The organism is Pectobacterium sp. 1950-15, assembly GCF_037136835.1.
Classification (GTDB): domain Bacteria; phylum Pseudomonadota; class Gammaproteobacteria; order Enterobacterales; family Enterobacteriaceae; genus Pectobacterium.
Genome location: NZ_JBBBQR010000002.1, coordinates 202,702 through 227,237 on the forward strand (window position 1 = coordinate 202,702; position 24,536 = coordinate 227,237).

General features: G+C 53.2%; 21 protein-coding genes and 1 pseudogene. 13 read left to right on the forward strand and 9 right to left on the reverse strand.

Annotated elements, in window-relative coordinates; all coding sequences use genetic code 11:
• The first annotated feature begins 56 nt into the window (after window positions 1-56).
• Both yefM and WCT94_RS02975 read left to right on the forward strand, forming a co-directional pair.
• A complete protein-coding gene (gene yefM / locus WCT94_RS02970; RefSeq protein WP_039324900.1) occupies window positions 57-308 on the forward strand; it encodes a YoeB-YefM toxin-antitoxin system antitoxin YefM in 252 nt (83 codons plus the stop codon).
• Entirely contained in the window at window positions 305-559 is a 255-nt protein-coding gene (locus WCT94_RS02975; RefSeq protein WP_039282578.1) for a Txe/YoeB family addiction module toxin, read from the forward strand. Before yefM ends, WCT94_RS02975 begins: the two co-directional genes overlap by 4 nt.
• 38 nt (window positions 560-597) lie before the next feature.
• On the opposite strand, the gene WCT94_RS02980 is transcribed toward WCT94_RS02975, so the two are convergent.
• Window positions 598-1,452: a helix-turn-helix domain-containing protein gene (locus tag WCT94_RS02980; protein ID WP_336867870.1), complete on the reverse strand. Its 855-nt coding sequence runs from the start codon at window positions 1,450-1,452 to the stop codon at window positions 598-600.
• Between the two features lie 24 nt (window positions 1,453-1,476).
• Window positions 1,477-2,316, reverse strand: a complete 840-nt coding sequence (gene rhaS / locus WCT94_RS02985) for an HTH-type transcriptional activator RhaS (RefSeq protein WP_336867872.1) — start codon at window positions 2,314-2,316, stop codon at window positions 1,477-1,479.
• A 335-nt stretch (window positions 2,317-2,651) separates the two neighbouring features.
• On the opposite strand from rhaS, the gene rhaB reads away from it, so the two are divergent.
• From rhaB to WCT94_RS03025, 8 genes are all read left to right on the forward strand, one after another.
• Entirely contained in the window at window positions 2,652-4,142 is a 1,491-nt protein-coding gene (gene rhaB, locus WCT94_RS02990) for a rhamnulokinase (protein ID WP_336867874.1), read from the forward strand.
• The gene (locus WCT94_RS02995; protein WP_181845053.1) at window positions 4,139-5,401 is read left to right on the forward strand and encodes an L-rhamnose isomerase; all 1,263 of its coding nucleotides are present in this window, start codon (window positions 4,139-4,141) and stop codon (window positions 5,399-5,401) included. The genes rhaB and WCT94_RS02995 overlap by 4 nt, the downstream gene beginning before the upstream one ends.
• 4 nt (window positions 5,402-5,405) lie before the next feature.
• Window positions 5,406-6,230 carry a rhamnulose-1-phosphate aldolase gene (gene rhaD, locus WCT94_RS03000; RefSeq protein ID WP_336867875.1) on the forward strand — a complete coding sequence of 275 codons (825 nt, stop codon included), beginning with the start codon at window positions 5,406-5,408 and terminating at the stop codon, window positions 6,228-6,230.
• A 104-nt stretch (window positions 6,231-6,334) separates the two neighbouring features.
• Window positions 6,335-6,649 carry an L-rhamnose mutarotase gene (rhaM, locus tag WCT94_RS03005; protein WP_336867876.1) on the forward strand — a complete coding sequence of 105 codons (315 nt, stop codon included), beginning with the start codon at window positions 6,335-6,337 and terminating at the stop codon, window positions 6,647-6,649.
• A gap of 437 nt (window positions 6,650-7,086) precedes the next feature.
• Window positions 7,087-8,664, forward strand: coding sequence for a methyl-accepting chemotaxis protein (locus WCT94_RS03010; protein ID WP_336867877.1), 1,578 nt, complete (start codon window positions 7,087-7,089; stop codon window positions 8,662-8,664).
• Window positions 8,665-9,181: 517 nt separating this feature from the next.
• Window positions 9,182-11,893: a magnesium-translocating P-type ATPase gene (gene mgtA, locus WCT94_RS03015; protein WP_336867878.1), complete on the forward strand. Its 2,712-nt coding sequence runs from the start codon at window positions 9,182-9,184 to the stop codon at window positions 11,891-11,893.
• Window positions 11,894-12,096: 203 nt separating this feature from the next.
• On the forward strand, window positions 12,097-14,751 hold the full coding sequence (locus WCT94_RS03020; RefSeq protein WP_336867879.1) for a fibronectin type III domain-containing protein: 2,655 nt from the start codon (window positions 12,097-12,099) through the stop codon (window positions 14,749-14,751).
• A gap of 383 nt (window positions 14,752-15,134) precedes the next feature.
• Window positions 15,135-17,096 (forward strand): methyl-accepting chemotaxis protein, encoded by a 1,962-nt coding sequence (locus tag WCT94_RS03025; protein WP_336867880.1) that lies wholly within the window; start codon window positions 15,135-15,137, stop codon window positions 17,094-17,096.
• 236 nt (window positions 17,097-17,332) lie between these two features.
• On the opposite strand, the gene WCT94_RS03030 is transcribed toward WCT94_RS03025, so the two are convergent.
• From WCT94_RS03030 to WCT94_RS03045, 4 genes are all read right to left on the reverse strand, one after another.
• Window positions 17,333-17,455 (reverse strand): hypothetical protein, encoded by a 123-nt coding sequence (locus WCT94_RS03030; protein WP_336867881.1) that lies wholly within the window; start codon window positions 17,453-17,455, stop codon window positions 17,333-17,335.
• Between the two features lie 112 nt (window positions 17,456-17,567).
• Window positions 17,568-18,866, reverse strand: coding sequence for a type II toxin-antitoxin system HipA family toxin (locus WCT94_RS03035; RefSeq protein ID WP_336867883.1), 1,299 nt, complete (start codon window positions 18,864-18,866; stop codon window positions 17,568-17,570).
• A gap of 3 nt (window positions 18,867-18,869) precedes the next feature.
• On the reverse strand, window positions 18,870-19,118 hold the full coding sequence (locus WCT94_RS03040; protein WP_336867885.1) for a helix-turn-helix domain-containing protein: 249 nt from the start codon (window positions 19,116-19,118) through the stop codon (window positions 18,870-18,872).
• A 102-nt stretch (window positions 19,119-19,220) separates the two neighbouring features.
• The gene (locus tag WCT94_RS03045) at window positions 19,221-20,318 is read right to left on the reverse strand and encodes a DUF1615 domain-containing protein (RefSeq protein ID WP_336867886.1); all 1,098 of its coding nucleotides are present in this window, start codon (window positions 20,316-20,318) and stop codon (window positions 19,221-19,223) included.
• 153 nt (window positions 20,319-20,471) lie between these two features.
• Here WCT94_RS03045 and WCT94_RS03050 point away from each other — a divergent pair, with 153 nt between their 5' ends.
• The 3 genes and pseudogenes from WCT94_RS03050 to WCT94_RS03060 all read left to right on the forward strand — a co-directional run.
• On the forward strand, window positions 20,472-21,257 hold the full coding sequence (locus WCT94_RS03050) for an HNH endonuclease (RefSeq protein ID WP_336867887.1): 786 nt from the start codon (window positions 20,472-20,474) through the stop codon (window positions 21,255-21,257).
• A gap of 88 nt (window positions 21,258-21,345) precedes the next feature.
• On the forward strand, window positions 21,346-22,383 hold the full coding sequence (locus WCT94_RS03055; protein ID WP_336867888.1) for a S66 family peptidase: 1,038 nt from the start codon (window positions 21,346-21,348) through the stop codon (window positions 22,381-22,383).
• A gap of 34 nt (window positions 22,384-22,417) precedes the next feature.
• Window positions 22,418-22,504, forward strand: a pseudogene (locus WCT94_RS03060) (HNH endonuclease); the annotation flags it as partial.
• Between the two features lie 13 nt (window positions 22,505-22,517).
• Here WCT94_RS03060 and WCT94_RS03065 read toward each other — a convergent pair.
• From WCT94_RS03065 to WCT94_RS03075, 3 genes are all read right to left on the reverse strand, one after another.
• Entirely contained in the window at window positions 22,518-22,823 is a 306-nt protein-coding gene (locus WCT94_RS03065; RefSeq protein ID WP_336867889.1) for a type II toxin-antitoxin system RelE/ParE family toxin, read from the reverse strand.
• Window positions 22,820-23,104, reverse strand: a complete 285-nt coding sequence (locus WCT94_RS03070) for a damage-inducible protein J (RefSeq protein WP_336867891.1) — start codon at window positions 23,102-23,104, stop codon at window positions 22,820-22,822. The genes WCT94_RS03065 and WCT94_RS03070 overlap by 4 nt, the downstream gene beginning before the upstream one ends.
• Before the next feature lie 79 nt (window positions 23,105-23,183).
• Window positions 23,184-24,527: a HEAT repeat domain-containing protein gene (locus tag WCT94_RS03075; protein WP_336867892.1), complete on the reverse strand. Its 1,344-nt coding sequence runs from the start codon at window positions 24,525-24,527 to the stop codon at window positions 23,184-23,186.
• Between the last annotated feature and the right edge of the window lie 9 nt (window positions 24,528-24,536).

Consider the following 24,536-nt stretch of genomic DNA (forward strand, 5'->3'; position numbering starts at 1 on the left):
AGTGGTTAAAAACGCAACGTCATTGTACAATGATAAGTACATATCAGGAGGTACAAATGCGTACAATTAGCTACAGTGAAGCCCGACAAAATCTATCGGCGACCATGATGAAAACGGTCGAAGACCGTGCTCCCATTCTTATCACTCGACAGAATGGTGAAGCCTGCGTGCTCATGTCTTTGGAAGAATATAACTCTCTAGAGGAGACCGCGTATTTACTGCGTTCACCAGCAAATGCAAAAAGACTGATGAACTCAATCGAGAGCCTTAAGGCTGGCAATGGCGAAGAAAGAGATATCATTGAGTGAAGCTAATCTGGTCAGAAGAAGCATGGGAAGACTACCTGTACTGGCAGGACATCGATAAGCGGATGGTCAAAAAAATCAATGAATTAATAAAAGAAACGCGCAGAACACCTTTTGAGGGAAAAGGAAAACCAGAGCCACTTAAACATAATCTTGCTGGTTTCTGGTCGCGCCGTATCACCGAAGAACATCGTCTGGTTTATGCCATCACCGATGACGCCATGATGATCGCTGCCTGCCGCTACCACTATTAACCCGCCATTGATTCATCGCACCCAATAGCTAAGCGCTGTCACTCCACATTCAGGAAGCGCTGGCGGTAGGCGCTGGGCGAGACGCCGAACGCCTGATGGAACACCACAGAGAAGTAGTTGCTGTCTTCAAAACCGCACAGCGCGGCGACGTCGCCGATGGTTTGCAGGTCATAACGCAGCAGTTCCATCGCTTTGCATAGCCGCAGCTGGCGCAGGTAATGCGGCACGCTCATGCCCGTTTGTTCTTTAAAGCGCGAACGTAAACTGCGGGCGCTGAAGTGGTGGTGCTCGCAGAAGGCTTCAAAGCGAAACGGTGTCGCAATGCTGGCACGCAGCGCATTCATCAACATATCCAGCTGGTGCGCATCGGCCAGTTGTGGATTATCCGGCGTGTGACGATAGCGCGCCGCCAGCAGCGCAATCTGCAACAGCAGCGCTTCACTCAGTTGCAGCGACAGCGCATCGGATTTCATACACTCCTGCCTCAGCGCATCCACCTTCTCACGAAGGGTATCCATGCCTTCGGAGCCTAAACACCAGTGCCGCTGGCTTTGTGGACGTTCCCCGCCCGGCAGTAACATTTGCCAGTCGGCAGATAACGTCAGGCGATTGCGGATATAGAGAATGTTGTCCAGCTCGAGCCCGTTGACGGACTCATAGCTGTGGCGATCGTTCGCGGAGACATAGAACATATCGCCACGGGTAATGCGGTAAGGCACATCGTTCCAGAGGTGCAGGCCATTCCCGCGCCAGACAATCACCAGTTCGTCAAAATCATGATGATGCAGCGGAAACGCTGGCTGCGGGTGCCGTTCGGCAACCATCACGGCATTCTTGTCGGTGAGGAAATAGTCTTCAGTCTGTAATTTCAAACCCCGTATTGCTGTCGCCATTCCCTCACCCGCGGTTGCTGTTACCTACTCTTCACGAGAAAACGCCTGATGGCGTAGTGACTTAGGCGCCTGCGAGAATGCCTTGCGGAATTGCGTCGAGAAGTGATTGCTGTCGCTAAATCCACAGGCGTGCGCAATGGTAGTGATAGAGTCATCACTCTGCTGCAACCGCCGACGAGCCTCCAGTAATCTTAACCGATTCAGATAGCGTTGTGGCGTCATACCGGTGTGTTGTTTGAGCTGGCGATGCAGCGTGCGCAGCGGCAGCGAGAACCGATCGGCCAGACTGCCCCAGTTCACCTCTTCGCTGTAGTTGTTTTGCAGCCAGCCCAGCAGCGCCTGCACCCCCTGACGTTCGGAGCCGTTGGCCTGCGTCTGGAAGCACTGCTGACGCAACTGCACCAGAATGTGCAGAAATAGGCTTTCACTGGCGGCAATCGCTTCCGGCGCATCGCTCTGCGCCAGCTCTGCCAGACTGTTCAGTGACTGCTTCAACTGCTGCATCCCCACAGCATTGACCTGCCACTGCCCCTGCCACTCGCCGTTCGGGCCATACGGCAAGAAGGCGGCGATATCGGAAAGGAAGCGGAACCCGCGCGGCGAGCGGTACAGCATGTTGGTCAGGCACAGTCCTTCCACGTCTTCAAACAGATGCCGATCGTTATCGCGAACAAAGAACACCGAACCGCTGCACAGTGCATAGGGCTGATCGTTAAACACATGGACGCCAGCGCCCTGTTCCACCAGCACAATTTCCCAGAAATCATGGTAGTGCTCAGGAAACGCCGTTTGCGGCGTGCGCGGTTCTACCGCCACCGTTACGGCACGCGAAGTAAAAAAATCATCACCAAGAAGTAACGTCATTTCAGTTCTCCATTCGGCCTCTGGCAAAAATGCGGCCTTTGAAAAAGGGTAGCCAGAAGCCACAGAACCGACCTTCAATTACCGTCACCCACGTGCCATCTGGCTGCTCTTTTTTTAAGATCGCACCGCCCAATTGATTGAAGTGTGGTAAGGATCACACCGCTTTTTCCCTGATTTTTTCGTGGTTATTTCCTGAATAATTTCCCAGATTGTGAGCCCTTTCACGGTCAGCTTTGTCATTTTGCCAGCCGCCAGTTGTTGATGGCACTCATAGGAAGGTGGCTGCCGTTACCGCTCTTTACACTGCAACACATCCAACAATAAGGAGTGCGGCTATGGCGGTGAAGAATATCGTGGCGGTGGATTTAGGTGCATCTAGTGGTCGGGTCATGCTGGCAACCTTGCACACCGCAACGCAGCATCTGACGCTGAAAGAAATTCACCGTTTCAGCAATACGCTGGTGTTTCAGGACAATCATCACCAGTGGGATCTGGCCGCGCTGGAACGCGATATCCTCATCGGATTACACCAAATCGATGCCATGGGGATCATCCCCGATAGCATCGGGATCGACAGCTGGGGCGTGGACTATGTGCTGCTGGATAAGGACGGGCAGCGCGTCGGCCTGCCGTATTCCTATCGCGACCACCGCACCGACGGCGTGATGGCTACCGTCACCGCCGAGCTGGGGCGTGAGGCGATCTATCAGCGCACCGGTATTCAATTCCTGCCGTTTAATACGCTGTACCAGCTTAAAGCGCTGTGTGATGCGCCGTCTGAAAACCTGAATCAGGTGGCACACCTGCTGATGATTCCTGACTATTTTCACTATCGTCTCACGGGGAATCTGATCTGCGAATACACCAACGCCAGCACGACCCAACTGCTTAACCTCGAAAAGAAAACCTGGGACGGCACGCTGCTGGACTATCTGGGTGTACCACGTCACTGGTTGAGCGGGCCAGTGCAGCCGGGGCACGCCGTGGGAAACTGGACAGCACCAAGCGGACGGCAAATTCCCGTCACCGCCGTCGCCACGCACGATACCGCCAGTGCGGTGGTCGGCGCGCCATTGCAGAGCCGCGACAGCGCCTATCTCAGCTCCGGCACCTGGTCGCTGATAGGCATTGAGAGCGACACGCCATTTAACAGCCCGCAGGCGCTGGCTGCCAATATCACCAACGAAGGCGGCGTAGACGGCACCTATCGGGTGCTGAAAAACATCATGGGACTGTGGCTGCTACAGCGGGTTTGTCAGGAACGTGACATCAAGGATTTAGGCGCGCTAATTCAGTCCGCCGCCGCCCTGCCTGCCTTCGTCAGCCTGATTAATCCTAATGACGAGCGCTTTATCAATCCGCCGTCCATGCATCAGGCGATCCGCGACTATTGCCGTGAGCACGGCCAGCCCGTGCCCCACAGCGATGCCGAGCTGGCACGCTGCATCTTTGACAGCCTCGCGCTGCTCTACCGACAGGTCGTTCTGGAACTGGGCGAACTGCGCCACGCACCGATCCGCCAGTTGCACATTGTCGGCGGCGGCAGCCAGAACGCTTTCCTGAACCAGCTGTGCGCCGATGTGTGCCAGATTCCGGTTCTGGCCGGGCCAGTCGAAGCCTCGACGCTTGGCAATATCGGCTGCCAACTGATGGCGCTGGGCGCCGTCGCCGACCTTGCCGCATTCCGGAACATGCTGACTCATAACTTCCCTCTGCATCGCTATACCCCGCGTGCGGAGAGTGATTTTGCCGGGCACTGGCGTCGTTTTCAGGCGCTCAGCCAGCCAGAAACCGCCCCGAAGGGCAAAAAGGAGACCACGCAATGAGCACACCAATTGAAACCGCCTGGCAGTTGGCGAAAGCGCGTTACGCCAGCCTGAACATTGACGTAGAGGCCGCGCTGGAACAGCTCGATCAGATCCCGGTGTCAATGCACTGCTGGCAGGGTGACGATGTGGCCGGATTCGAGAACACCGGCGGGCCACTGACCGGCGGCATTCAGGCCACCGGTAACTACCCCGGCAAAGCGAGCACGCCGGATGAACTGCGTGCCGATCTGGAACAAGCCTTTGCGCTCATTCCCGGCCCCAAGCGGCTGAACCTGCACGCTATCTATCTGGAATCCGCGCAACCCGTCGCCCGTAATGAAATTGCCCCCGAGCATTTCCGCACCTGGGTGGAGTGGGCCAAACGCCACCAGCTCGGGCTGGATTTTAACCCGACCTGCTTTTCTCACCCGCTGAGCGCGGACGGCTTCACCCTATCGCACCCGGACGAAAAAGTACGCCGCTTCTGGATTGAGCACTGTCAGGCCAGTCGCCGGATTTCTGCCTACTTTGGTCGCGAACTCGGCACGCCGTCCGTGATGAACATCTGGGTGCCGGACGGCATGAAAGACTTGACCATCGATCGTCTGGCGTTCCGCCAGCGGCTGCTCAGCGCGCTGGATGAGATCATCGCCGAGCCGCTCGATCAGGCGCACCATATTGACGCGGTGGAAAGCAAACTGTTCGGGATCGGCGCGGAAAGTTTTACCGTCGGCTCCAACGAATTCTACCTCGGCTACGCGGCCAGCCGCGGCACTGCGCTCTGTCTGGATGCCGGACACTTCCACCCGACTGAAGTTATTTCCGACAAGATCTCCAGTGCCATTCTCTACGTCCCGCGCCTGCTGCTGCACGTCAGCCGTCCCGTACGCTGGGACAGCGACCACGTGGTACTGCTGGATGACGAAACGCAGGCTATCGCACACGAAATCGTACGCCATAAGCTGCTTAATCGCGTGCATATCGGGCTCGACTTCTTTGATGCCTCGATCAACCGCATTGCCGCCTGGGTTATTGGCACGCGCAATATGAAGAAAGCCCTGCTGCGCGCGCTGCTGGAACCCACAGAAACGTTGCGCAAGCTGGAACAAAACGGCGATTACACCGCGCGTCTGGCCCTGCTGGAAGAGCAAAAATCGCTACCGTGGCAGGCCGTGTGGGAGCACTACTGCCAGCGTCATGACGTCATCCCAGGCAGCGAATGGCTGCAACAGGTGCGTCAGTATGAAGAAACCATCCTCACTCAACGTCAAGGGTAAGACTATGCAAGCAATTCTCTCTTCCTGGTTTGTACAGGGAATGATTAAAGCCACCAGCGACATGTGGCTCAAAGGCTGGGACGAACGTAACGGCGGTAACGTCAGCCTGCGCCTGACGGCTGAGGATGTGACGCCTTATGAAAGCGATTTCTACCCGCAGCCGCGCCATGAAGCGCTATCACAGCCGATGCCCGCGCTGGCCAACTGCTGGTTTATCGTCACTGGCTCCGGCAAATTTTTCCGCAACGTTCAGTTAGATCCGGCCGATTCATTGGTCGTGTTGCAGGTCGATAGCGACGGCAAAGGCTATCGTATTTTCTGGGGACTCACCAACGGCGGCCTGCCAACGTCTGAACTCGCCTCGCATTTCCAGTCGCACATTGTGCGTATGGGGGTGACCCACGGGCACGATCGCGTCATCATGCACTGCCATGCGACCAACCTGATCGCCCTGAGCTATGTGCTGGAGCTGGATACCGCTAAATTCACCCGCGAACTGTGGGAAGGCAGCACGGAATGTCTGGTCGTCTTCCCGGACGGCGTGGGAATTGTACCGTGGATGGTGCCAGGCACCGATGCCATTGGCGATGCCACCTCCGAACAAATGCAGCGTCATTCGCTGGTGCTGTGGCCCTTCCACGGTATCTTCGGCACCGGCCCGACGTTGGACGACGCCTTCGGCCTGATCGATACCGCAGAAAAATCCGCCGAAGTGATGGTGAAAGTGATATCGATGGGCGGTAAGAAGCAGACGATCTCGACCGAAGAGCTGATCGCACTGGGTAAACGTTTCGGCGTTACCCCCATGGAAGCCGCGCTGCGCCTGTAGCAGGTTTTCGGCATAAGATTGTTTTCAGCATAAAAGGCTTTCAACCTCAAATCGCCACGGCCTCGCGTCGTGGCGTTCTGCTAACGATTACAGGGGACTCATCCATGTTACGTAAGGCTTTTGTGATGTCGGTTTTTCCTGACTGCCACGACGACTATCAACGTCGTCACAATCCTATCTGGCCGGAACTGGCCGAGGTGCTGAAAAACCACGGCGCGCACCACTACAGCATTTTTCTGGATAAGCAACGCCATCTGCTGTTCGGCTATGTGGAAGTCGAATCCGAAGCACGCTGGGAAGCGATTGCACAAACGGAAGTCTGCCAGCGCTGGTGGAAACACATGAGCGACGTCATGCCCTCCAATCCCGATAACAGCCCGGTCAGCGACGCGCTGGAACCGGTGTTCTATCTGGACTAAGGCATGCTTGGCGCAAAGCATCATCGTGCAGCGGTAATGACATTACCGCTGTGTCATTATGGTTGAAGAAATAAAAAGAAATAATTTGTCATTTAACTAATGAATCCTGTTACTTATTATCATTACTTTTAATCAACAAATAATTATCGATTATTGATGGCTATCACATTTTATTTTTCCTATTTGTGAATTATCCAACCTTCACATTAAAAATAAAAACATTTATTAAAACAATGTTTAACAACCACTCTTCCCATTAAAAATAAACCAATAAAAAAACAAAAATAAATGGAATTTAGTATTGCGAAAATGTACTATTTTATTATTAAATCCCGTTTACATCCTCTACTCTCTTTATCGAATTACGCATTATAAAGATCTTATTTTATTTGCCGTTATCACTATTACCTTCTCTCTAATAATCAATAAGAATAGCGATGAAATTTTCTCAACTCACAGTATTTTCCAAGTTATTACTCGGATTTTCCGTCCTGATAGCCATGATGTTGCTATTAGGGGTGGTTTCACTACTCCAGCTTAGCGTTAATAATGGCCGTATTGATGAATTAAGCAGCAGCAGCCTACCCGGCGTGCGATATAGTCTGGAAATGCGTGGCGCGTTGTCTGAAACGCGATTACAGCAAATACAGTATATCGACTCCAAAACGCCCGAAGAGCGTGAAGGCCACCGCAAAGAATTACTGCAAAACGCCGATACTTTCCTTGCTGCGTTTAAGAATTACCAAACCGTTGCCAATAGCGAGGATAAAAAAGCGCTGATTAAAATCATCGGCGATAATTTCTCCGGCTTTAACTCGGTCAATGCCACGCTGATTGATACCGTGAACCGGGGCGATCTGGCAGAGGCGAGCAAAATCAGCGGCGCAAGCTCCTCTAAGTATCGTAGCCAGTTAATGAAAGATCTGGCCAAGCTGGTGGATATGGAAGTGGCGACGGCAAAAGATATCGTCGCCAGCGCCGATTCGACTTATCGGACATCGCAGTACTATGTTTGGGGATTGCTGCTGCTCGCTCTGCTGACGACCACCGTTATCGCCACCATTATCTCACGCAATATTTCACGCCAGCTCGGCGGCGACCCGCATTACGCACAGGAAATCATGACCGAGATTGCCTCCGGTAATCTCACAACAGAAATCAGGCTGCGCCAAGGGGACAACAGCAGCCTGCTGGCCTCCATCAACTATATGAACCAGCAGTTGATGAGCATCGTACATACCATCATGAACGGCAGCGAGTCCATCACGCTGGCGTCCAGTGAGATTGCTCAGGGCAACAGCGACCTGTCGCAGCGTACCGAAGAGCAGGCAGCCTCGCTGATTCAGGCATCGGCCAATATGCAGCAACTGACACATACCGTGCGACAGAATGCGGATAACGCCAAGGAAGCCAGCCAACTGGCACAGCAAACCTCGGAAACGGCTTCTCAGGGCGGGCTTATCGTGGACGACATGCTCAAGCGGATGCGTGAAATCTCCGACAGTTCACAGAAGATCGTCGATATTATCGCCGTGATCGAAGGGATCGCTTTCCAGACCAATATCCTCGCCCTGAACGCGGCAGTAGAAGCCGCCAGAGCGGGCAGCGAAGGGAAAGGCTTTGCCGTTGTGGCGGGCGAAGTACGGACGCTGGCACAGAAGAGCGCCAACGCCGCCAAAGAGATCAAAACGCTGATCGAAGGCACCGTCGAGAAGATTACCGACGGCTCTGCGCGAGCAGACAAAGCCAACCAGGCGATGTCGGAGATTGTGCAGTCGGTGAAAAAGGTCACCGATATCGTGGCGGAAATTTCTCAAGCTTCCAACGAGCAGCACATCGGCATCAAAGAGATTAGCGTGGCAGTAGAACAAATGGATCGGGTTACCCAGCAGAACGCCGCGCTGGTTGAAGAATCCGCCACGGCAGCCCATGCGATGACGGAACAGGGGGAGCAACTGCGCGATGCGGTGCGTTTCTTCAAAGTCAATCAGGACCATTTACTGAGAATTCATTAACTCTCATCTGCCCCGTTGGCTACCCAGCGGGGCAATACATTCTTTCGATCGCTACGGCTTTTGATAACGGCAGCTTCTGATACCATCCCTTCCGAACGTCTCACCCACGGCACCGTAACAGCGCCTGCTGACAGGCGACAAGCCCATTCGATCTGACTCATGAACAAACGTTGACGTGCGGTTTAGGCAAACGGGGTTATTGTTGCACCACTAAACTACGTACAGTGTTTCTGCGTACTCAATTTCTACGTACTCTGTTATGTGTTTCATCAGCCGACGACGCTGTTTATTTTACATCTCGCCATACGGCGATAAGGAGACAACATGGACGAGCACCCTCGATGGCCCGGTAAACCGCATCCGTTAGAATAAGGACCGTCTTCTTCCCCGACCCCTCTGTTCTCTCTGCCTGCGCCGTTTACCTCCCTTAATACCTTTATTTTTCTCCGCTTTACGTCCCTTTATCCGGGATGCGCGCCCGTGCGTGGCGGACAGGCAACATTAAGAGAGCAGCATCATGACCGATATGATCACACAAACGGGGTATCGCCGCGCCCGTAAAACCCCCAAGACCACCTTTGCGATTGCCCGCGAGGCACAAAACAGCCTCGATCAAACGCTGGCTAACCTGAATACCCATCTGCATGGTTTAAGCCATGATAACGTCATTGAACGTCAGCAAACCTATGGCGAAAACCGCGTCGCCCACGAGAAAGCGCCGCACGCGCTGGTACAGTTAGCCGCCGCGTTTAATAACCCGTTTATTTACGTGCTGACAGCGCTGGCTGCAATCAGCTTTTTCACCGATTACTGGTTACCGTTGCGCCATAACGAAGAGACGTCGCTCACTGGCGTGCTCATCATTCTGGTGATGGTGAGCCTGAGCGGCCTGCTACGCTTCTGGCAGGAATTTCGCACCAATAAAGCCGCAGAAGCGCTGAAATCCATGGTGCGGACCACGGCCACCGTACTGCGTCGCCCTCATGCCAGCGCCACCGCCGTCATGCAGGAAATCCCGCTTCAGCAGTTGGTGCCCGGCGATATTCTGACCCTTTCCGCCGGCGATATGGTACCAGCGGATGTTCGGCTGGTGGAATCGCGCGATCTGTTCGTCAGTCAGGCGGTACTGACCGGCGAATCACTGCCGATCGAAAAATACGACGTGTTCAGCGATATCAGCGCCAAAGGCTGCCAGCCCACGGGCTGTGTCGGCGAAAGCGATCTGCTGGCGTTATCCAACATCTGCCTGATGGGAACCAACATTTCCAGCGGTACAGCAACGGCCATCGTCGTGGCGACCGGCAGCCATACTTACTTTGGCTCGCTGGCAAAATCCATCGTCGGCACCCGTTCCCAAACCGCCTTCGATCGCGGCGTGAACAGCGTAAGCTGGCTGTTGATCCGCTTTATGATCGTGATGGTGCCCGTCGTGCTGCTGATTAACGGCTTCACCAAAGGCGACTGGATGGAGGCCAGCCTGTTTGCGCTGGCGATCGCGGTCGGCCTGACGCCGGAAATGCTGCCGATGATTGTCTCTTCCAATCTGGCAAAAGGCGCGATTGCCATGGCGCGGCGTAAAGTGGTGGTCAAACGCCTGAACGCGATTCAGAACTTTGGCGCGATGGATGTGCTGTGCACCGATAAAACCGGCACGTTAACGCAGGATCGCATCATCCTTGAGCATCACCTGAATACACAGGGTCAGGTCGATGAGAGCGTGCTGCAACTCGCCTGGCTCAACAGCGCACACCAGAGCGGCATGAAAAACCTGATGGATCAGGCCATCATGCAGTTTGGTCGCCATAACCCCGCCATTGCCGCGCTGGGCCGCTATCGCAAAATCGATGAGCTGCCGTTTGACTTTATTCGCCGCCGCCTGTCCATCATCGTTGCGGATGAACACGATCAGCAACGCCTGATTTGCAAAGGCGCGGTAGAAGAAATGCTGTCTGTCGCCACACACGTAAATGAAAACGGGCAGCGCTATGAACTGGATGATGAACGCCGCAACACGCTGAAAATGCTGGCAGAAAGCTACAATCAGCAAGGGTTTCGCGTGTTGATGATCGGCACCCGTGAGCTGAGTCCGGTAGGCAGCACGCTGCCGCTCAGCGCTGAGGATGAACGCGACCTGACAATCTGCGGCCTGCTGACGTTCCTCGATCCGCCGAAAGAAAGCGCCTCTGCCGCCATTCGCGCCCTGCATGAAAACGGCGTGACGGTTAAAGTCCTGACGGGCGACAACGCGATTATTACCAGCAAGATCTGTCGTGATGTCGGGCTGGAACCGGGTGAGGTACTGGAAGGGAATGCTATTGATGCACTCAGCGATGAACAGCTCGGCGTACTGGTAGAACAGCGCACCATTTTTGCCCGGCTGACACCGCTACAAAAATCTCGCGTGCTGAAAGCCCTGCAAGGCAATGATCATACGGTCGGCTTTTTAGGCGACGGTATCAACGATGCCCCCGCCCTGCGCGATGCCGATATCGGGATTTCTGTCGATACCGGCACGGATATCGCCAAAGAGTCGGCTGATATCATTCTGCTGGAAAAGAACCTGATGGTGCTGGAGGAAGGGGTCATCAAAGGGCGCGAGACGTTCGGGAATATCATCAAATACCTGAACATGACCGCCAGTTCCAACTTCGGCAACGTGTTTTCAGTGCTGGTCGCCAGCGCCTTTATTCCGTTCCTGCCGATGCTAGCGATACATCTGCTGATTCAGAACCTGATGTATGACATCTCCCAGCTGTCACTGCCGTGGGACAAAATGGATAAGGAATTCCTGCGTAAACCGCGCAAATGGGATGCCAAAAATATCGGTCGCTTCATGCTGTGTATCGGGCCGACGTCATCAATTTTTGACATCACTACCTACGCGCTGATGTGGTTCGTATTTGCCGCTAACAGCGTGGAGCATCAGGCGTTATTCCAGTCAGGCTGGTTCGTTGAGGGGTTGCTGTCACAAACGCTGGTCGTACATATGTTGCGTACTCAAAAAATCCCGTTCATTCAGAGTACAGCAGCGCTGCCGGTGATGCTGATGACCGGGCTGGTGATGGCGATGGGCATCTACCTGCCGTTCTCTCCGCTAGGGCCGCTGGTCGGGTTGCAGCCGCTGCCGTGGGAATATTTCCCTTGGTTGGCCGCCACGCTGATTGGCTACTGCACCGTCGCGCAACTGGTCAAACGCGCCTATATCCGCCGCTTCGGCCAATGGTTCTGATCCCTTCTTTACCTCTTCACGGCGGGTGCGCAGTCACCCGCCGAATAGAATCACAAAAATGCCGATGAGAAAGCGCGCATTACACACAAAAGTCATCGTTTAATTCAGCAAACAATCACGGCACGATAGGCGAGTATTTAATCTGTCACGAGAATTTGATACTTCACATAGGGACGATGGAAATCGGGAAAAGGAGTTACACGATGATATCTGCACGACTCAGGAAAGCCTTACTGGTCGCTCTGGCTTTGGTCTCAGCGCCCCCCCTCAACGCAGTAAGCGCCATAGCAAACTCAGCCTCAGCAGCAAATGTAGAGGCGACAGGCCTCGTTGATAGCATTACCTTTGGCGATAAAACGTCGGAAAGCGGCCACGACCTCAATGGCGAAAACAGCCAGACCGTCTCGGGTGCGCTGGGGGAACCCGCTCGTAAATTACTGCCGTTCCAACAAACCGGTGTCTATGGTGGTAGCCTGACATTTACGATGCAGATCGATCCGCTACGTCGCAATTATGTTTCCGTCAAACTGTGGGGGGAAGACGATGGCAATCTGAATACTGGCCGTCTCTACCTTTATATGATCAAAGACGGCGTCGAATACCAAATAGGTTATCGCCACGAAGGCGATTACGCCCCACTCAGCGTCGCTCACTGGAATAAGCCGCTACCGGGACGCTTTTTCTACTCCACCACACTGCTACCTTATGCTATGACCAAAGGCAGCACGTTCGTTACCCTGAAAATCGTTTCAACGGGACGACTCTATCCATTCGGCTCAGGGGGGCCTGAATCAGCCAACCCTTATCAGTATGCGATGAACCAGCCAAGCCGGAGCATTTATCGCGCCTACACGCATGTCGATCCCTTCCTCAACGTAGCAGGGGAAAAACAGGGTAGCGAGCCCGCCGCAACGACCCGCCCTTCACCGAGTGATGACATCATCGGCACAAATGGTCGGTTTCGCACTGCGGTGAATAATCGTATCCAAACGCTTATCAGCAAGCCCTCGACAACCGATGCGCTGTCTGGCGGGGATTTACGCTATCTGGCACGCGCCTGGTCCGTTCCCGAATTGGCAGGGTATCAAAACCCGGCTCTGGTGGAGAAAGTTGTCGCCACGCTCGATGCTTACGCAGCGCAGTACTACGCCGATACCCCTATTGCGACAAAGAACTGGGGTGGTAATTTTGGCTCTCAGGGTCAGGCTATCTATTACCTTCGGAATGCCTTGACGGCCTCACGCCTTGACGAGTCAGTAAACTATGGCAACACGGGAGTTAAAAAACGCCGCGTGGCCTGGGCTGATATGCTGTTTGCCAGCCGAGAATTTGGCCGCCAGAAGGATCGCCGGACGTTAACGAATCAGTCACTCATCGCCAGCACCAATATTTATTTCGCTAACAAAGGGATGCTGACATTAGGCGATTCACGCGCCTTTGCAGATAACATTGCACAGCGTTATATCAAAGAAGCGGCAGGCATGCTGCCCTGGATGGGGAATGACCTTAATGGACCAACCGATGGCGGCCAGAAACCATACGGAAGCCATTATTATCAGGTTACCGATAAAGGTCAGACCCGAGAATGGGGTTATCTCGGAGCAGGCTACGGTGAAGTCCAGTCCTACCTCGCCGAATATTATCGCGTGACGGGCAATGAAGATTTTCGCAAGCAGATGATAAAAATGGCCAACGCTCGTGCGCCGTTTCGTCGTCCGGCGATCGACATAAGCAATGGCGCCAACTACCGTGCGATGGAAGCCATTGGCCTGTTAGCCTGGCGTGGCGCGCACGAAAGCGATGGTAATTTCGCAGGCTACCTCGCTTACGTCGATGCGGTAAATACCAATGAACGCGCCAAAGGACTGCGCGTTGCCGCTGCCAGTAACGACGCTACGCTGATTGGCTATGCTAAACAAATGCTGGAGGATAATCAGTTCTTTGCCAACCTCGACGGCGCAGAGTCTGCATTTGAAGCGCTGGATATTTTTGCCGATTACCAGACGATCAAAACGGCCCGCGACAGCGGTACACGGCTGCCGATGAGCGCAGGCCAGCCGGATTTTGCCTGGGCGGATGAAGAAAACGCAATCGTGGCGGTCAAGAAAGGAGATGAACGCCTGTGGCTAAGCACCTACTGGCAGGCCAAAGCGGGAACTGGCATCAACGGTCTGGCACGTTTCCATTTCAGTACACCAAGCCACGATCAGTACGGTGTACTCGAAACAACCCCGACCTTCCGTTCAACGACAAGCTATACGCGGCCTAATCGCATCGACATGCCGGAGAAAACACCGTATACGCCACCGAATCCCCCCACTAACGCCTATGCGGGTGAATTACTGCCGCTAGGTATTAAGCCTGAGGATGCTTCCAACGATGAACCTTTCCGGGGCAAAGCCGATTTCTATGCCGCGCGTTTCGGCCACTATCTGATCGGCATCAATGCCAATTCCGACAATCGTTACAGCCTGAAAACGCCTGTGGGCTTTAAGAGCGCGGAAAATCTGGTATCACAGCGAACCCTATCCGGTAACGTCCTCGTTGAGCCACGTTCCACCGTTGTGCTCTACCTGAATGACACCCGTGACGCCAAAGCGGTGCCTAACGCACCATTGCATCTGGGGGCACAAAATAGCAACGGGATAAATACGCTATTCTGGACGCCATCATCCGGTAGCGAACGCTATAAGGTTATGCGCTCCACCAGCGAAAATGGTACTTATCAGGCTATCGCAACCGTAACGGAAAATAGCTACAGCGATCCTACTGGCACGGCATCTGGTCGTTACTACTATCGGATCGTGGCCACTAACGGTAACGGAGAAAGCTACCCTTCAATGACAAGTCACCCCTGATAGTCTCGCTCTCTGCATTCGCGTAGCCCTATTCTTTGGGCTACGCTTTATTACCCTTTTGGATGCCTGTTTTTTCACTCGCATTAAGACTCGCCCAGAAGCTCCCGGCCAACACCGGGAAGCGGCTTATCGCATCCTGAACTCGTAAAGCAAATACCCATATTTAGTTATTAAAAAGTGAGATAACGAGGTAGTACCATACCCTAATAGTGAAATCTTCTTGTGAAAGAAGTCCAACCAGAGTAGACGCACTTTTTTTATGGATGAAGTATCATCAATGCTAAATCATTGCTTCGTATCGCCGAAACTAAAATAAACCCCTGTCTACTTTTGCACACTGCACATGTCAGGAACGGACTACTTGCAGACTATGGAGCGCACCTATGAAATCCCTTCATCACATCTCAATCCGTAGTAAGTTCATTCTTGCCCTTATCCCTCCCATCCTTGCTCTGTTGTGGTTCAGTTTTTCCGGTGTAATGGAGCGCCGTAGCACCGAAAATGAAATGATCCGGATGGCGAAACTCATTACGCTGGCGCGCGATGCGGGCGAGTTCGCCCACCAGCTACAGCGTGAGCGCGGTTTGAGCGCGGGGTATTTTGGCAGTCAGGGGAAAAATTTTGGTCCAGAGCTTGCTACTCAGCGACAGGCCACCGATCGGGCACAGCAGGTGCTAGAGCAAACCACCGCTAACCTGAGTCAGGATGAATTAGGGGCGGCAGTCAGCGAAGAACTCGGCAAAATTGCGCAGAAAGTGCAACAGATTGGCGAACATCGTCGCAATGTCGATAGCATATCGATATCTGTCACTCAGGCGCTCGGCTACTATTCCGATTCCGTCAGCTATCTGCTGAATATTGTCGGGGATATGACTCATCTGGTCAGTGACGGCGGTATTGCCCAGCGTCTGGCGGCCTATTACAACCTGCTGAACGTTAAAGAGCAGGCCGGACTCGAACGTGCCGTGCTCTCTAATACCTTCTCCGCCAATAGTTATGCTCCCGGTATGTTTGAACGCCTGAACCAAATGGTTGGCAAAGGAGAAGCGTATACCACGGCCTATAACATGTTCGCCAATGCCGACCTGCGCAAGGCTTTTGAACAGGCCCTCAGCAATCCATCCGCACAAAACGCGCTTCAGATGCGCAATAAGGCCATCGCTTCTCCTGGCGGTAACTTTGGTATTGATGCCAGCCAGTGGTTTAACCAGCAAACGGCGAAAATCGATGAGTTGAAAAAAGTTGAACAGCTCGCCGCCAACGATCTGGCAACACAGGTGAATACCTTAGCCGCCGAGGCCCGTCAGTCCTGGATTAGCTATCTGGCTGGCGCACTCATTTCTCTGCTCATGGCGCTCGGTCTTGCTTCCATGGTTATGCGCAGCATCAACGAACAACTGCAGCAAACCCTGACAACCATTCGCGAAATGGGCGGGGATCTTACACGCCGCCTGCACGTGCCGGGCACCGACGAACTTTCGCAGCTGAATCAGGCATATAACGCCTCGCTGGAAAACATCGCCGATATGGTGGTGAGTATTAAGCACAGCTCACAGACCATCGGGCGCGCCAGCAGCGAGATCGCTAACGGCAATCAGGATCTGGCGCAGCGTACCGAAGAACAGTCCGCTTCGCTGGTGCAAACCGCCAGCAGCATGGAAGAGATTACCGTCACGGTAAAACAAACCGCTGACTTTGCAGGACAAGCGCGCCAGTTGACGACAGAAGTGGACGATCAGGCGCAGCGCGTCGGCACTATTACCGAATCTGCCAGCAGCGCGATGGAAAAAATTCAGGACGCCAGCCAGCGCGTAAACGCGGTGGTGACAGCCATTGATGCCATTGCTTTTCAGACTAACCTGCTGGCGCTGAACGCAGCGGTTGAAGCCGCGCGCGCGGGCCAGCATGGCCGTGGGTTCTCGGTTGTTGCGGCGGAAGTTCGTCAGTTATCACAACGTAGTGCTGATGAAGCGGGCAAAATACGCGCGCTCATCGCCGACAGTATTGCCAGCGTCAGCGAAGGCACGAAGCTGGTGAACCAATCGAACCGTGGGATTAGCGATATCGTCTCTGGCACGCGTAAAGTTCGCGATCTGGTGAATGAAATCGCGGTCGCCGCCGATGAACAGTCACTGGGTATCGCGCAAATTAACGAAGCGCTCAGCCAACTGGAGATGGTCACACAGCAGAATGCGACGCTGGTTTCTCAGGCTTCCGTTGCCAGCCAGTTGCTGGATGAGCAGGCGATTGAAATGGAATCACTGGTTAGCCGCTTCAAGGTTGACGACAGCGCACCACAGCAGACGCTACAACAGTCTTTACCGCAAGCACGGTTACCAAGGTAGATCATAAAGAAGCGCAACAAGCGTCTTCTGCTCTCTTAGCCGGGCGGTACCGCCCGGCTCCACCACATTATTGAGACTATCCCCGTCATACTTCAAGCTGGATGTGCGTTGTTCAAAACGCTAACGTTTTGTCCTGAAACTCGAATTATTTAGGGTATATATATTCCGTATCTCTTCATCATTTCCCCTATATTCCCTCTATTTAGCAACAGTTCCTGCTGCTGTGGCGTTAGGGGTTACAGCAGTTCGTGCCTTTCGTCGCGACCGTCATCGGGATCATCGTGTTTGGGATGCTGGAAGATTTTCGCGAGAATACGCAAGAACGCGGCATCAAACTCAACCAGTGGCCGGTTTGACACACGTCCCACCGTAATAACGGTAACGCCCTCGGCGGAGGGCGTTGCTAATCTCTATGCGATAAATGATCTAAGTGGCTATAACAATGGCTTTTTATACGTGTGACGATAAACGTTAAGGAAGTCGAGCGGCCTGCGATCGCAGGCCCGCAAAAATAGCATGACTGATACGTTCGGGAAAATCATCAGGAAGAAGCGTTTCCACTTCCGCAATAACCCGCTCCGTGTTCACCTTCATCTCTGACATCATTGCGGCAACGCGTTCCTGCGGGTAGCCCACTTGTCTGGCGCTAGAAAAGTAGTGCCGTGGCAAAATCTTATACCAATGGAAGTGACGATTACGACCAAGAACCGCCATCGCCATTTTCGCCTTCTGAACCGGTATTCCCGCCGCTCCCATTAGGGGAAAAGCGGATATAACATCATATAAAGGCGTCATGCGGTATGCACTGCCTGGTTCGATAAATACGCTGAAGTTTTTCGCATGGCCGTCAATCGCAGCCAGCATCCAGAACAGTATCTGACTCTTGAAAAAGGTATCTCTATCCTTCATCGCCTGTTGTGAACCGAGCAGGAGCGCCATTGATTTCTCAATGCCGGGGCCACCATCAGACTCATATTTTAACGCTGGAGCAATACCCAATGCCTGACAAAAATCCTCCTGCGGCAAACGCATCAGCCAAGGTTTATCACGATATGACCAACGTCGATCAAAGCGTTCAACGATTAATACTTTTTGTGAGTTAAACCGGGCAATTTCCGCTTGGGCAACCGTGAAACCATACTTTTCGGCGATTTTCAGACATAACCACTCATTTTCAACACTGTCACTGAGGTCAATGCGGTTGTTGGCGATATAACCAATCGGTAATTTGAAGATATGGCTGGTCGGCGTACTTCCCTGCGGGCGATGCCACTGATTTTTATACCAAAGTAGCGCCGTCTTTTCCTGTGCACCGGCGAGAGAGATACGAAAATCCTCCCGATCCGTCGCCATCCCTAATGGCGCTTCTCGGTAACCTTGCAGCAGCGCTTCAATCTCATCATCCTCGAGTGCTTCTGCATGTACATCGGTGACCGATGCAACAGGTGTATCGACCGGATAGATCTGAATCGCGCCAACGCAGTCACCACCGATGCTAGTCAGTAAATCAAAAGGCTGCTTCGTCGCGATACGAAAGCGAGCCTGGATCCTGCTGCGAATACTGTCGTTGTCTGGTAATAAATTATCAAAGAAGTTGTAAACCACATCGCCACGATAGGTCGCTCGCTGTAAGGGCAACGAAAGGGAAATGGCACGCGCACCGGGACGGCTCAGCCAATCAGGATAGTAAGTGAACGTCATGTCACTCCCTACGCCTTTCGCTAGCGCCCCGACAGGAATACCATTAAGCGCCACCGTGAGAATATTCATCGTTTACCACTCCTCACTCCATGTCTGGCCCGATTGCTGCTCCCCTCGTTTGGAAAGGTGAAGTTCCAGATCCAGAGCCGCCAGCAGCTTAAACAATGTTTCAAGCCGTGTCCCTTCTGGGTGATTCTCAAAATCAGATACGGTGGACTGCTTTATTCCCATACTCTCGGCAACATGGCTTTGATTCAGTTTTCGCTTTTTCCGTTCATCACGCATAGCGTGGGCCAACATGCCAGCAGAAGTGATCTTCATTTTTTATCCTCCATAAGGGATAAACATAACAATATCCCTTATGGGGGATAAATCAATAGTTATCCGCTTTAAGGGATAAAGTGCGCCTCACAAGGACACAATCTAGCGTGCTCTCGCTAAACACCGCTGGCGTCGCTCATCAACCCGTTGGGCAAACCATGCGGTGGTAAGTTTGCGCGTGATCTTCGGACTTTCCAGCGTGATTCCCGGCAGGATGGCGCGCGGCGCTTTCGTGCCCAATTTATCCGCCAGCGCAAAGACGCGCTCATACAGGCTGGTGTCTTCAAAATCGAGGCTATTGCCCTTCTCCAGCGCACGACGAATTACACTGTCGCTCATGTCCAGACGTTTCCCTAATGCACGCACTGCTAGCTCCGTAGCGCTGGCTTTATCCGAACTGTAGTTGATTACATCCCCGTCCAGCGCCAGCTTAACCCCTGTCAGACGACTCACGGCATGCTGGAATGCCGCATTTCGGCTGGCGTACCGTCCTGCGTTAAAATCCGCGAACCGATAAATGGACTGCGGATAATTTGCTGGATAGTCCAGCAGGTGTTTGATGCCAAAATACATCCCGCCACGGCGGCTGAATACTTCGCGACGAAGCGATCCATCCACGGTATACGGATAGCCCTTTGCGTTAGCCTCAGCAAAGGCGATGCTCACCTGCATTGGCCCGCCGGTATGTACCGGATTTAGCCGACCAAACAGCGTCTGCCCCATCGGCACCATGTCGATGAAATCATCAAAGATCGCGCTGAGTTCCTTTTCCGTGCGTACTTTATCGAGCCGCTCACTGTAGCTTTTTCCGCTAGGGGATTTGATGAGCAGCGCGGTACGCACCAGAAATGCGGGAACATGAACTTTCTCCGCACGGCGGTCAATCTCCTGCCAGGCGATTTTCGACAAATTCGGCACCTGTGGATCGGCGCTAAACGTCGATTCCTGCTCAGTTACGGCCAGTACTGAACACAAATTTTCATTACTGGATTCGAGCCCTTGTACCGTAAATGCCGTGGCGATATCGGTCGCCCAACCCTGACGATCTTTCACGTTGTCCGGCAGCAGCTTGAGTACCTGAGCACGCACATCAGCAGGCCGCGATTCCGGCGTCGTCGCGGTCTGGCTGGCACAGCCCGCCAGCACCAGCAGAGCCAGCGCGCACAGGGGACGAAATAAGGGAATAGAAGAACGGGACATAGTCTCTCGGCATCATGATAGGGAAACTGTCAGAACGTTAGCGCAGCCGGCACCAATTATCCAGCCGGAGTCAAGCACATGCATTTTACCGGCTGACCTGGCATAGTTAGCGCAATCACTAACCGAATGCGCTAACGAACGGACGAAACACGCATGGCTGCCACCAACCATTGGACGCGAGATCAGTTACTGATCGCCTTCACCCTGTACAGCCAGCTACCGTTTGGCAGACTGCATTCGCGTAATCCCGACATCATTCGCTACGCTAAGTTGCTCAACCGTACGCCTTCCGCACTGGCGATGAAGCTGGTCAATCTCGCCAGTCTCGATCCGTTTATTATTGATTCCGGTCGCACCGGTTTGCGCGGCGCGTCCAACGCCGACCGGGCGCTGTGGCAAGAGATGGACAGCAATCCCGAGTTATTTGAACAGCAGTGCCAACGGGCGATGGTATCGCTCGAGGCCGGAGCAGCGGAAGCGACAGCAGCCCCCTCTCCGTTCCAAACCAACGATAGCGAAATCCCTGATTATCACGGCGGAGAACGCCTCGCTCAGGTGAAAACACGTATTGGGCAACAGCTCTTCCGCAAACGCGTGCTCAGCAACTACGGCGAACGCTGCTGCGTGACCGGATTGGAAGAGCCTGCGCTGCTGGTCGCCAGCCACATTCGCCCGTGGAAAACGGCTGCGGAACACCGCCTCAACCCCAGCAACGGCCTTTGCCTGTCCAACCTGCATGACAAAGCCTTTGATATGGGGCTCATCAGCTTCAACGACTCGCTGGAAATGCTGCTCTCTCCGCGTATCAAAAAGCTGAAAAGCACCATCAGCGACGTCAACTTCGCCCAATACGAAGGCAAACAAATCCATTTGCCAGACGCCTACCCACCCGACCTGGCGCAGATGGCATACCATCGTGAGCATATTTTTTTGAGGTAGGGGTCAATACGCTATATTACTAACGAAATCGGGTAGTTAAGTTTAATTTATGGACTATGAATTGCTTTGAAAATAAGGATTTAAATACATGCGTATCCGCTTCCCACCCAAACTGGTTCCAGGAGATCTGATTGCTATAACTGCGCCATCATCTGGGGTCCCTCAGCATTTGCATCCTCGACTGGAACTTGCCATAAAAAACCTGAAGGAAAAAGGATTTAGAGTCCGTGAAGGGGAGTGCTTACGCACCCAGCATAAAAATAAAAGTGCCAGTAAAACATCACGGGCGAAGGAGCTGATGTGTTATCTAACCGACCCAGAAGTCAAGGCTGTTATGCCGCCATGGGGAGGTGATCTGGCCATCGAATTGCTTGAGCTCTTAGATTTCAATCTGTTAGCGAAAACAGAGCCTAAATGGTTTGTTGGCTTTTCAGATCTCAGTACATTTCATTTCCCATTGACTACACTTTCTGGTTGGTCAACGGTACATGGACCTAATCTCATGGATCTTGGTGCCAAAGAGTTAGATCCCACCACACAAGCCATATGGGATATTTTGGAGAGCGACCGGGGAACAGTAGTTAAACAATACGCATCAACTGCGTTTCAAATTGATGAAAATCAATGGGGTACCACAGCCGATGCGGGTTTTAATCTGACGCAAAAGACAAGGTGGAAGCACCTTGATGGCACCACTTCTTCTGCCCATTTTCAGGGACGCCTGATTGGTGGATGCCTAGACATCATATCAAGGTTAGCGGGTACCCCATTCGGTAACCTATCTTTGTTTAGGGCACAGCATCACGACGAAGGGGTCATTCTGTATTTTGAAAACGTGGAAATGAACCCCTGTGAGCTAACGCGAGCATTATTTAGTTTACGCTTACAGGGTTGGTTCAATGACTTGAAAGGTGTTCTGATAGGCAGAAGTGCAGCACCCGACGTAAGTGACCCCACACAACAACATTATTTAGACGCTTTACGTTCTGCTCTCGGGGATCTCACTATTCCTGTGCTGTATGATGTGGACATTGGCCATATTCCCCCTCAAATGTCACTCGTCAACGGTGCAAAAGCGGACGTAGTATTCACTGAAAATAGCGGCTCCCTCACTCAGTTATTGTAAGTGAAAAGATGGGCATCGTCATAGCAACGACGTTGCCCTGTACGAAGGTAAACAAATCCATCTGCCAGATGCCTACCCGCCCAATCTGTCACAGATGGCGTATCATCACGAGCGTATTTTTTGGGGTAAAGAGGTTATCGGTAAGACGCCGATAGCTTGCGGGAGGTATGTAATATACGCAGGATATGTACTTCGTTTATCTCTCGCTTGAGTGCATAAATAATGATGAAGGGGAATCGCGTCAGGACCAATTTCCGCCGTTCCCCCGATTTTCCGATATCAAGACCGGCTTCTGGCGTGGCTTCGAGCAACGATACCGATGAGATAAATTTTTCATCCGTCGCATTCGCAACATCCAACCCCGCCTCTTTATACAGATAGCGGTATATTCCTTCGCGATCTGCCAGTGCCTGCTTCTCCCATCGGACCTTAACTATCACAGATCACCCCGCGCCGCTCGCGCTTTCAATGCCTCCATTCTCTGGCTGGCGTCCTCATTACTGACGAGCTCACCTTCACCCGCATCATAACGAGAAAACGCCTCCTGAATCTGCGCTTCAAGCCATTCATCACCTGCGTTGCGCTGATACTGACGCTCTTCTTCTGCCAATTCCTCTGCACGCTGTCGCATCAACTCCGTCAGGCTCACTTGATGACGATCAGCAGCCTGCATCGCCAGTTGCTTGGTTTCTTCATCGATTCTGAAATGGATGGTACTCATTTCCGCCCCCGTGGTGTCAATTGTGTTGTCAATTTACGCGATCCTCTCCACTTTTTCCTGTACTTTTTTCATACGAAAATCAGCCGTACAAAAACAAGGCAATATAGGGGCTTTCACGCGAAATGACGTGCGGATTTTCATCAAGCAGCGTCCGTAAACGTGCCTGCTGTTGTGTATTTGGTAACATACCCGAACGGTTGAACCGCTGTACCCAGTACGCCACGCCAGCCTGCGTTAGTGCAATATTCTCTGACTTAGCATTATCCAGCAGGAACACCAGCCAATCCCATTTATTCAGCTTGTGCGCTAGAAAGTAGTACACCTCGACGTGTTCTCTGGAAGACGCGCTGTCCAGACAACATTGAAGCTCAGACAGCGACAGATAAATTTTCTGCTGGTAAAACAGCTTCCGCGCAACCTTCGCAATAGCCAGCGAGGGGTGACGCAAAGCAGCCAAAAGCTGCTCACGCGCATCGTCACCCGTACGCAGAATAAGAATACGCAAAGCGCTGTGATAAAGGCTGGGATAGCGCTCATCCAGGTTGCGCTCCGCCAGCGCCACAATACCGTCATAGCGATGCTCATCCAGCCCCCAGAGCGTGATTTTTCGCACGGTAACGGTACTCGCCCGGTCCAGTGCCGCAAGATAGTGCGCAACCGGATCGTCGTTTCGTTCGCGCAGTAGCACTGAGGCTCGCTGACGCACCAATGCATTCTTATCAAACAGTAAGGCAATCAGCAGAGGCGCCGACACGGGGAACGCATTGTCTATCACATACTGCAACGCTACCTGCTTGATGGGAGCGAACGAGTCTTTCAACAGAATGGTCAACACGTCGTGATCGACGTCCTTGTCCGCGCCCAGAAAATACCGCGCCGCGTTCGCTCTCACTAACGGGTCGCGATGCCACATCACCTGCCCAAAGATCTGCTTCAACGGAAACAGCCCACGCTCAACCACAATATCCAGCGACAGTCTGGCAACGGTTTTGTCTTCCGAAGACAGCCCCGCCAGTAGCGACGGCACGTGCGCCTCCTCGGCCAGAAAGCTCACGATTTCATCTACCAGCGGCTGATGATCTTCTCGCTGGCACTGCAACAGCCAGAAAATGGCAGGAAAATTGGCGACGAAATGCGCGGTGTTATCCGGCGTTAACAGTAGCCGCACGCTCTGCTTAGCCGCGCGGCGCACCGGTTCAGCCCAATCATTTACTCGTTCAATCAGCGCTGGCAATGCCGAGACCTCGTCCATGAAGCCCAGACACAGCACCGCACGCTGCCGAATATGGCCATTATAGTGGCGCGTAAGTGCTATCAGGTGTGACGCAGACCCCAGTGGCTCGGCCTGCGCGGGCCGATAATAGTTATCTGGTAAGGCCACTAACTTTTCCAGCTGTTGCAGTAGTAAATCGTACGATGCCATATTCCCTGT

Bases quoted from the DNA above. Each gene is read 5' to 3' on its own strand.
- yefM (WP_039324900.1), top strand. From the start codon at position 57: ATGCGTACAATTAGCTACAGTGAAGCCCGACAAAATCTATCGGCGACC.
- WCT94_RS02980 (WP_336867870.1), bottom strand. From the start codon at position 1,452: ATGGCGACAGCAATACGGGGTTTGAAATTACAGACTGAAGACTATTTC.
- rhaS (WP_336867872.1), bottom strand. From the start codon at position 2,316: ATGACGTTACTTCTTGGTGATGATTTTTTTACTTCGCGTGCCGTAACG.
- rhaB (WP_336867874.1), top strand. From the start codon at position 2,652: ATGGCGGTGAAGAATATCGTGGCGGTGGATTTAGGTGCATCTAGTGGT.
- WCT94_RS02995 (WP_181845053.1), top strand. From the start codon at position 4,139: ATGAGCACACCAATTGAAACCGCCTGGCAGTTGGCGAAAGCGCGTTAC.
- rhaD (WP_336867875.1), top strand. From the start codon at position 5,406: ATGCAAGCAATTCTCTCTTCCTGGTTTGTACAGGGAATGATTAAAGCC.
- rhaM (WP_336867876.1), top strand. From the start codon at position 6,335: ATGTTACGTAAGGCTTTTGTGATGTCGGTTTTTCCTGACTGCCACGAC.
- WCT94_RS03010 (WP_336867877.1), top strand. From the start codon at position 7,087: ATGAAATTTTCTCAACTCACAGTATTTTCCAAGTTATTACTCGGATTT.
- mgtA (WP_336867878.1), top strand. From the start codon at position 9,182: ATGACCGATATGATCACACAAACGGGGTATCGCCGCGCCCGTAAAACC.
- WCT94_RS03020 (WP_336867879.1), top strand. From the start codon at position 12,097: ATGATATCTGCACGACTCAGGAAAGCCTTACTGGTCGCTCTGGCTTTG.
- WCT94_RS03025 (WP_336867880.1), top strand. From the start codon at position 15,135: ATGAAATCCCTTCATCACATCTCAATCCGTAGTAAGTTCATTCTTGCC.
- WCT94_RS03035 (WP_336867883.1), bottom strand. From the start codon at position 18,866: ATGAATATTCTCACGGTGGCGCTTAATGGTATTCCTGTCGGGGCGCTA.
- WCT94_RS03040 (WP_336867885.1), bottom strand. From the start codon at position 19,118: ATGAAGATCACTTCTGCTGGCATGTTGGCCCACGCTATGCGTGATGAA.
- WCT94_RS03045 (WP_336867886.1), bottom strand. From the start codon at position 20,318: ATGTCCCGTTCTTCTATTCCCTTATTTCGTCCCCTGTGCGCGCTGGCT.
- WCT94_RS03050 (WP_336867887.1), top strand. From the start codon at position 20,472: ATGGCTGCCACCAACCATTGGACGCGAGATCAGTTACTGATCGCCTTC.
- WCT94_RS03055 (WP_336867888.1), top strand. From the start codon at position 21,346: ATGCGTATCCGCTTCCCACCCAAACTGGTTCCAGGAGATCTGATTGCT.
- WCT94_RS03070 (WP_336867891.1), bottom strand. From the start codon at position 23,104: ATGAGTACCATCCATTTCAGAATCGATGAAGAAACCAAGCAACTGGCG.
- WCT94_RS03075 (WP_336867892.1), bottom strand. From the start codon at position 24,527: ATGGCATCGTACGATTTACTACTGCAACAGCTGGAAAAGTTAGTGGCC.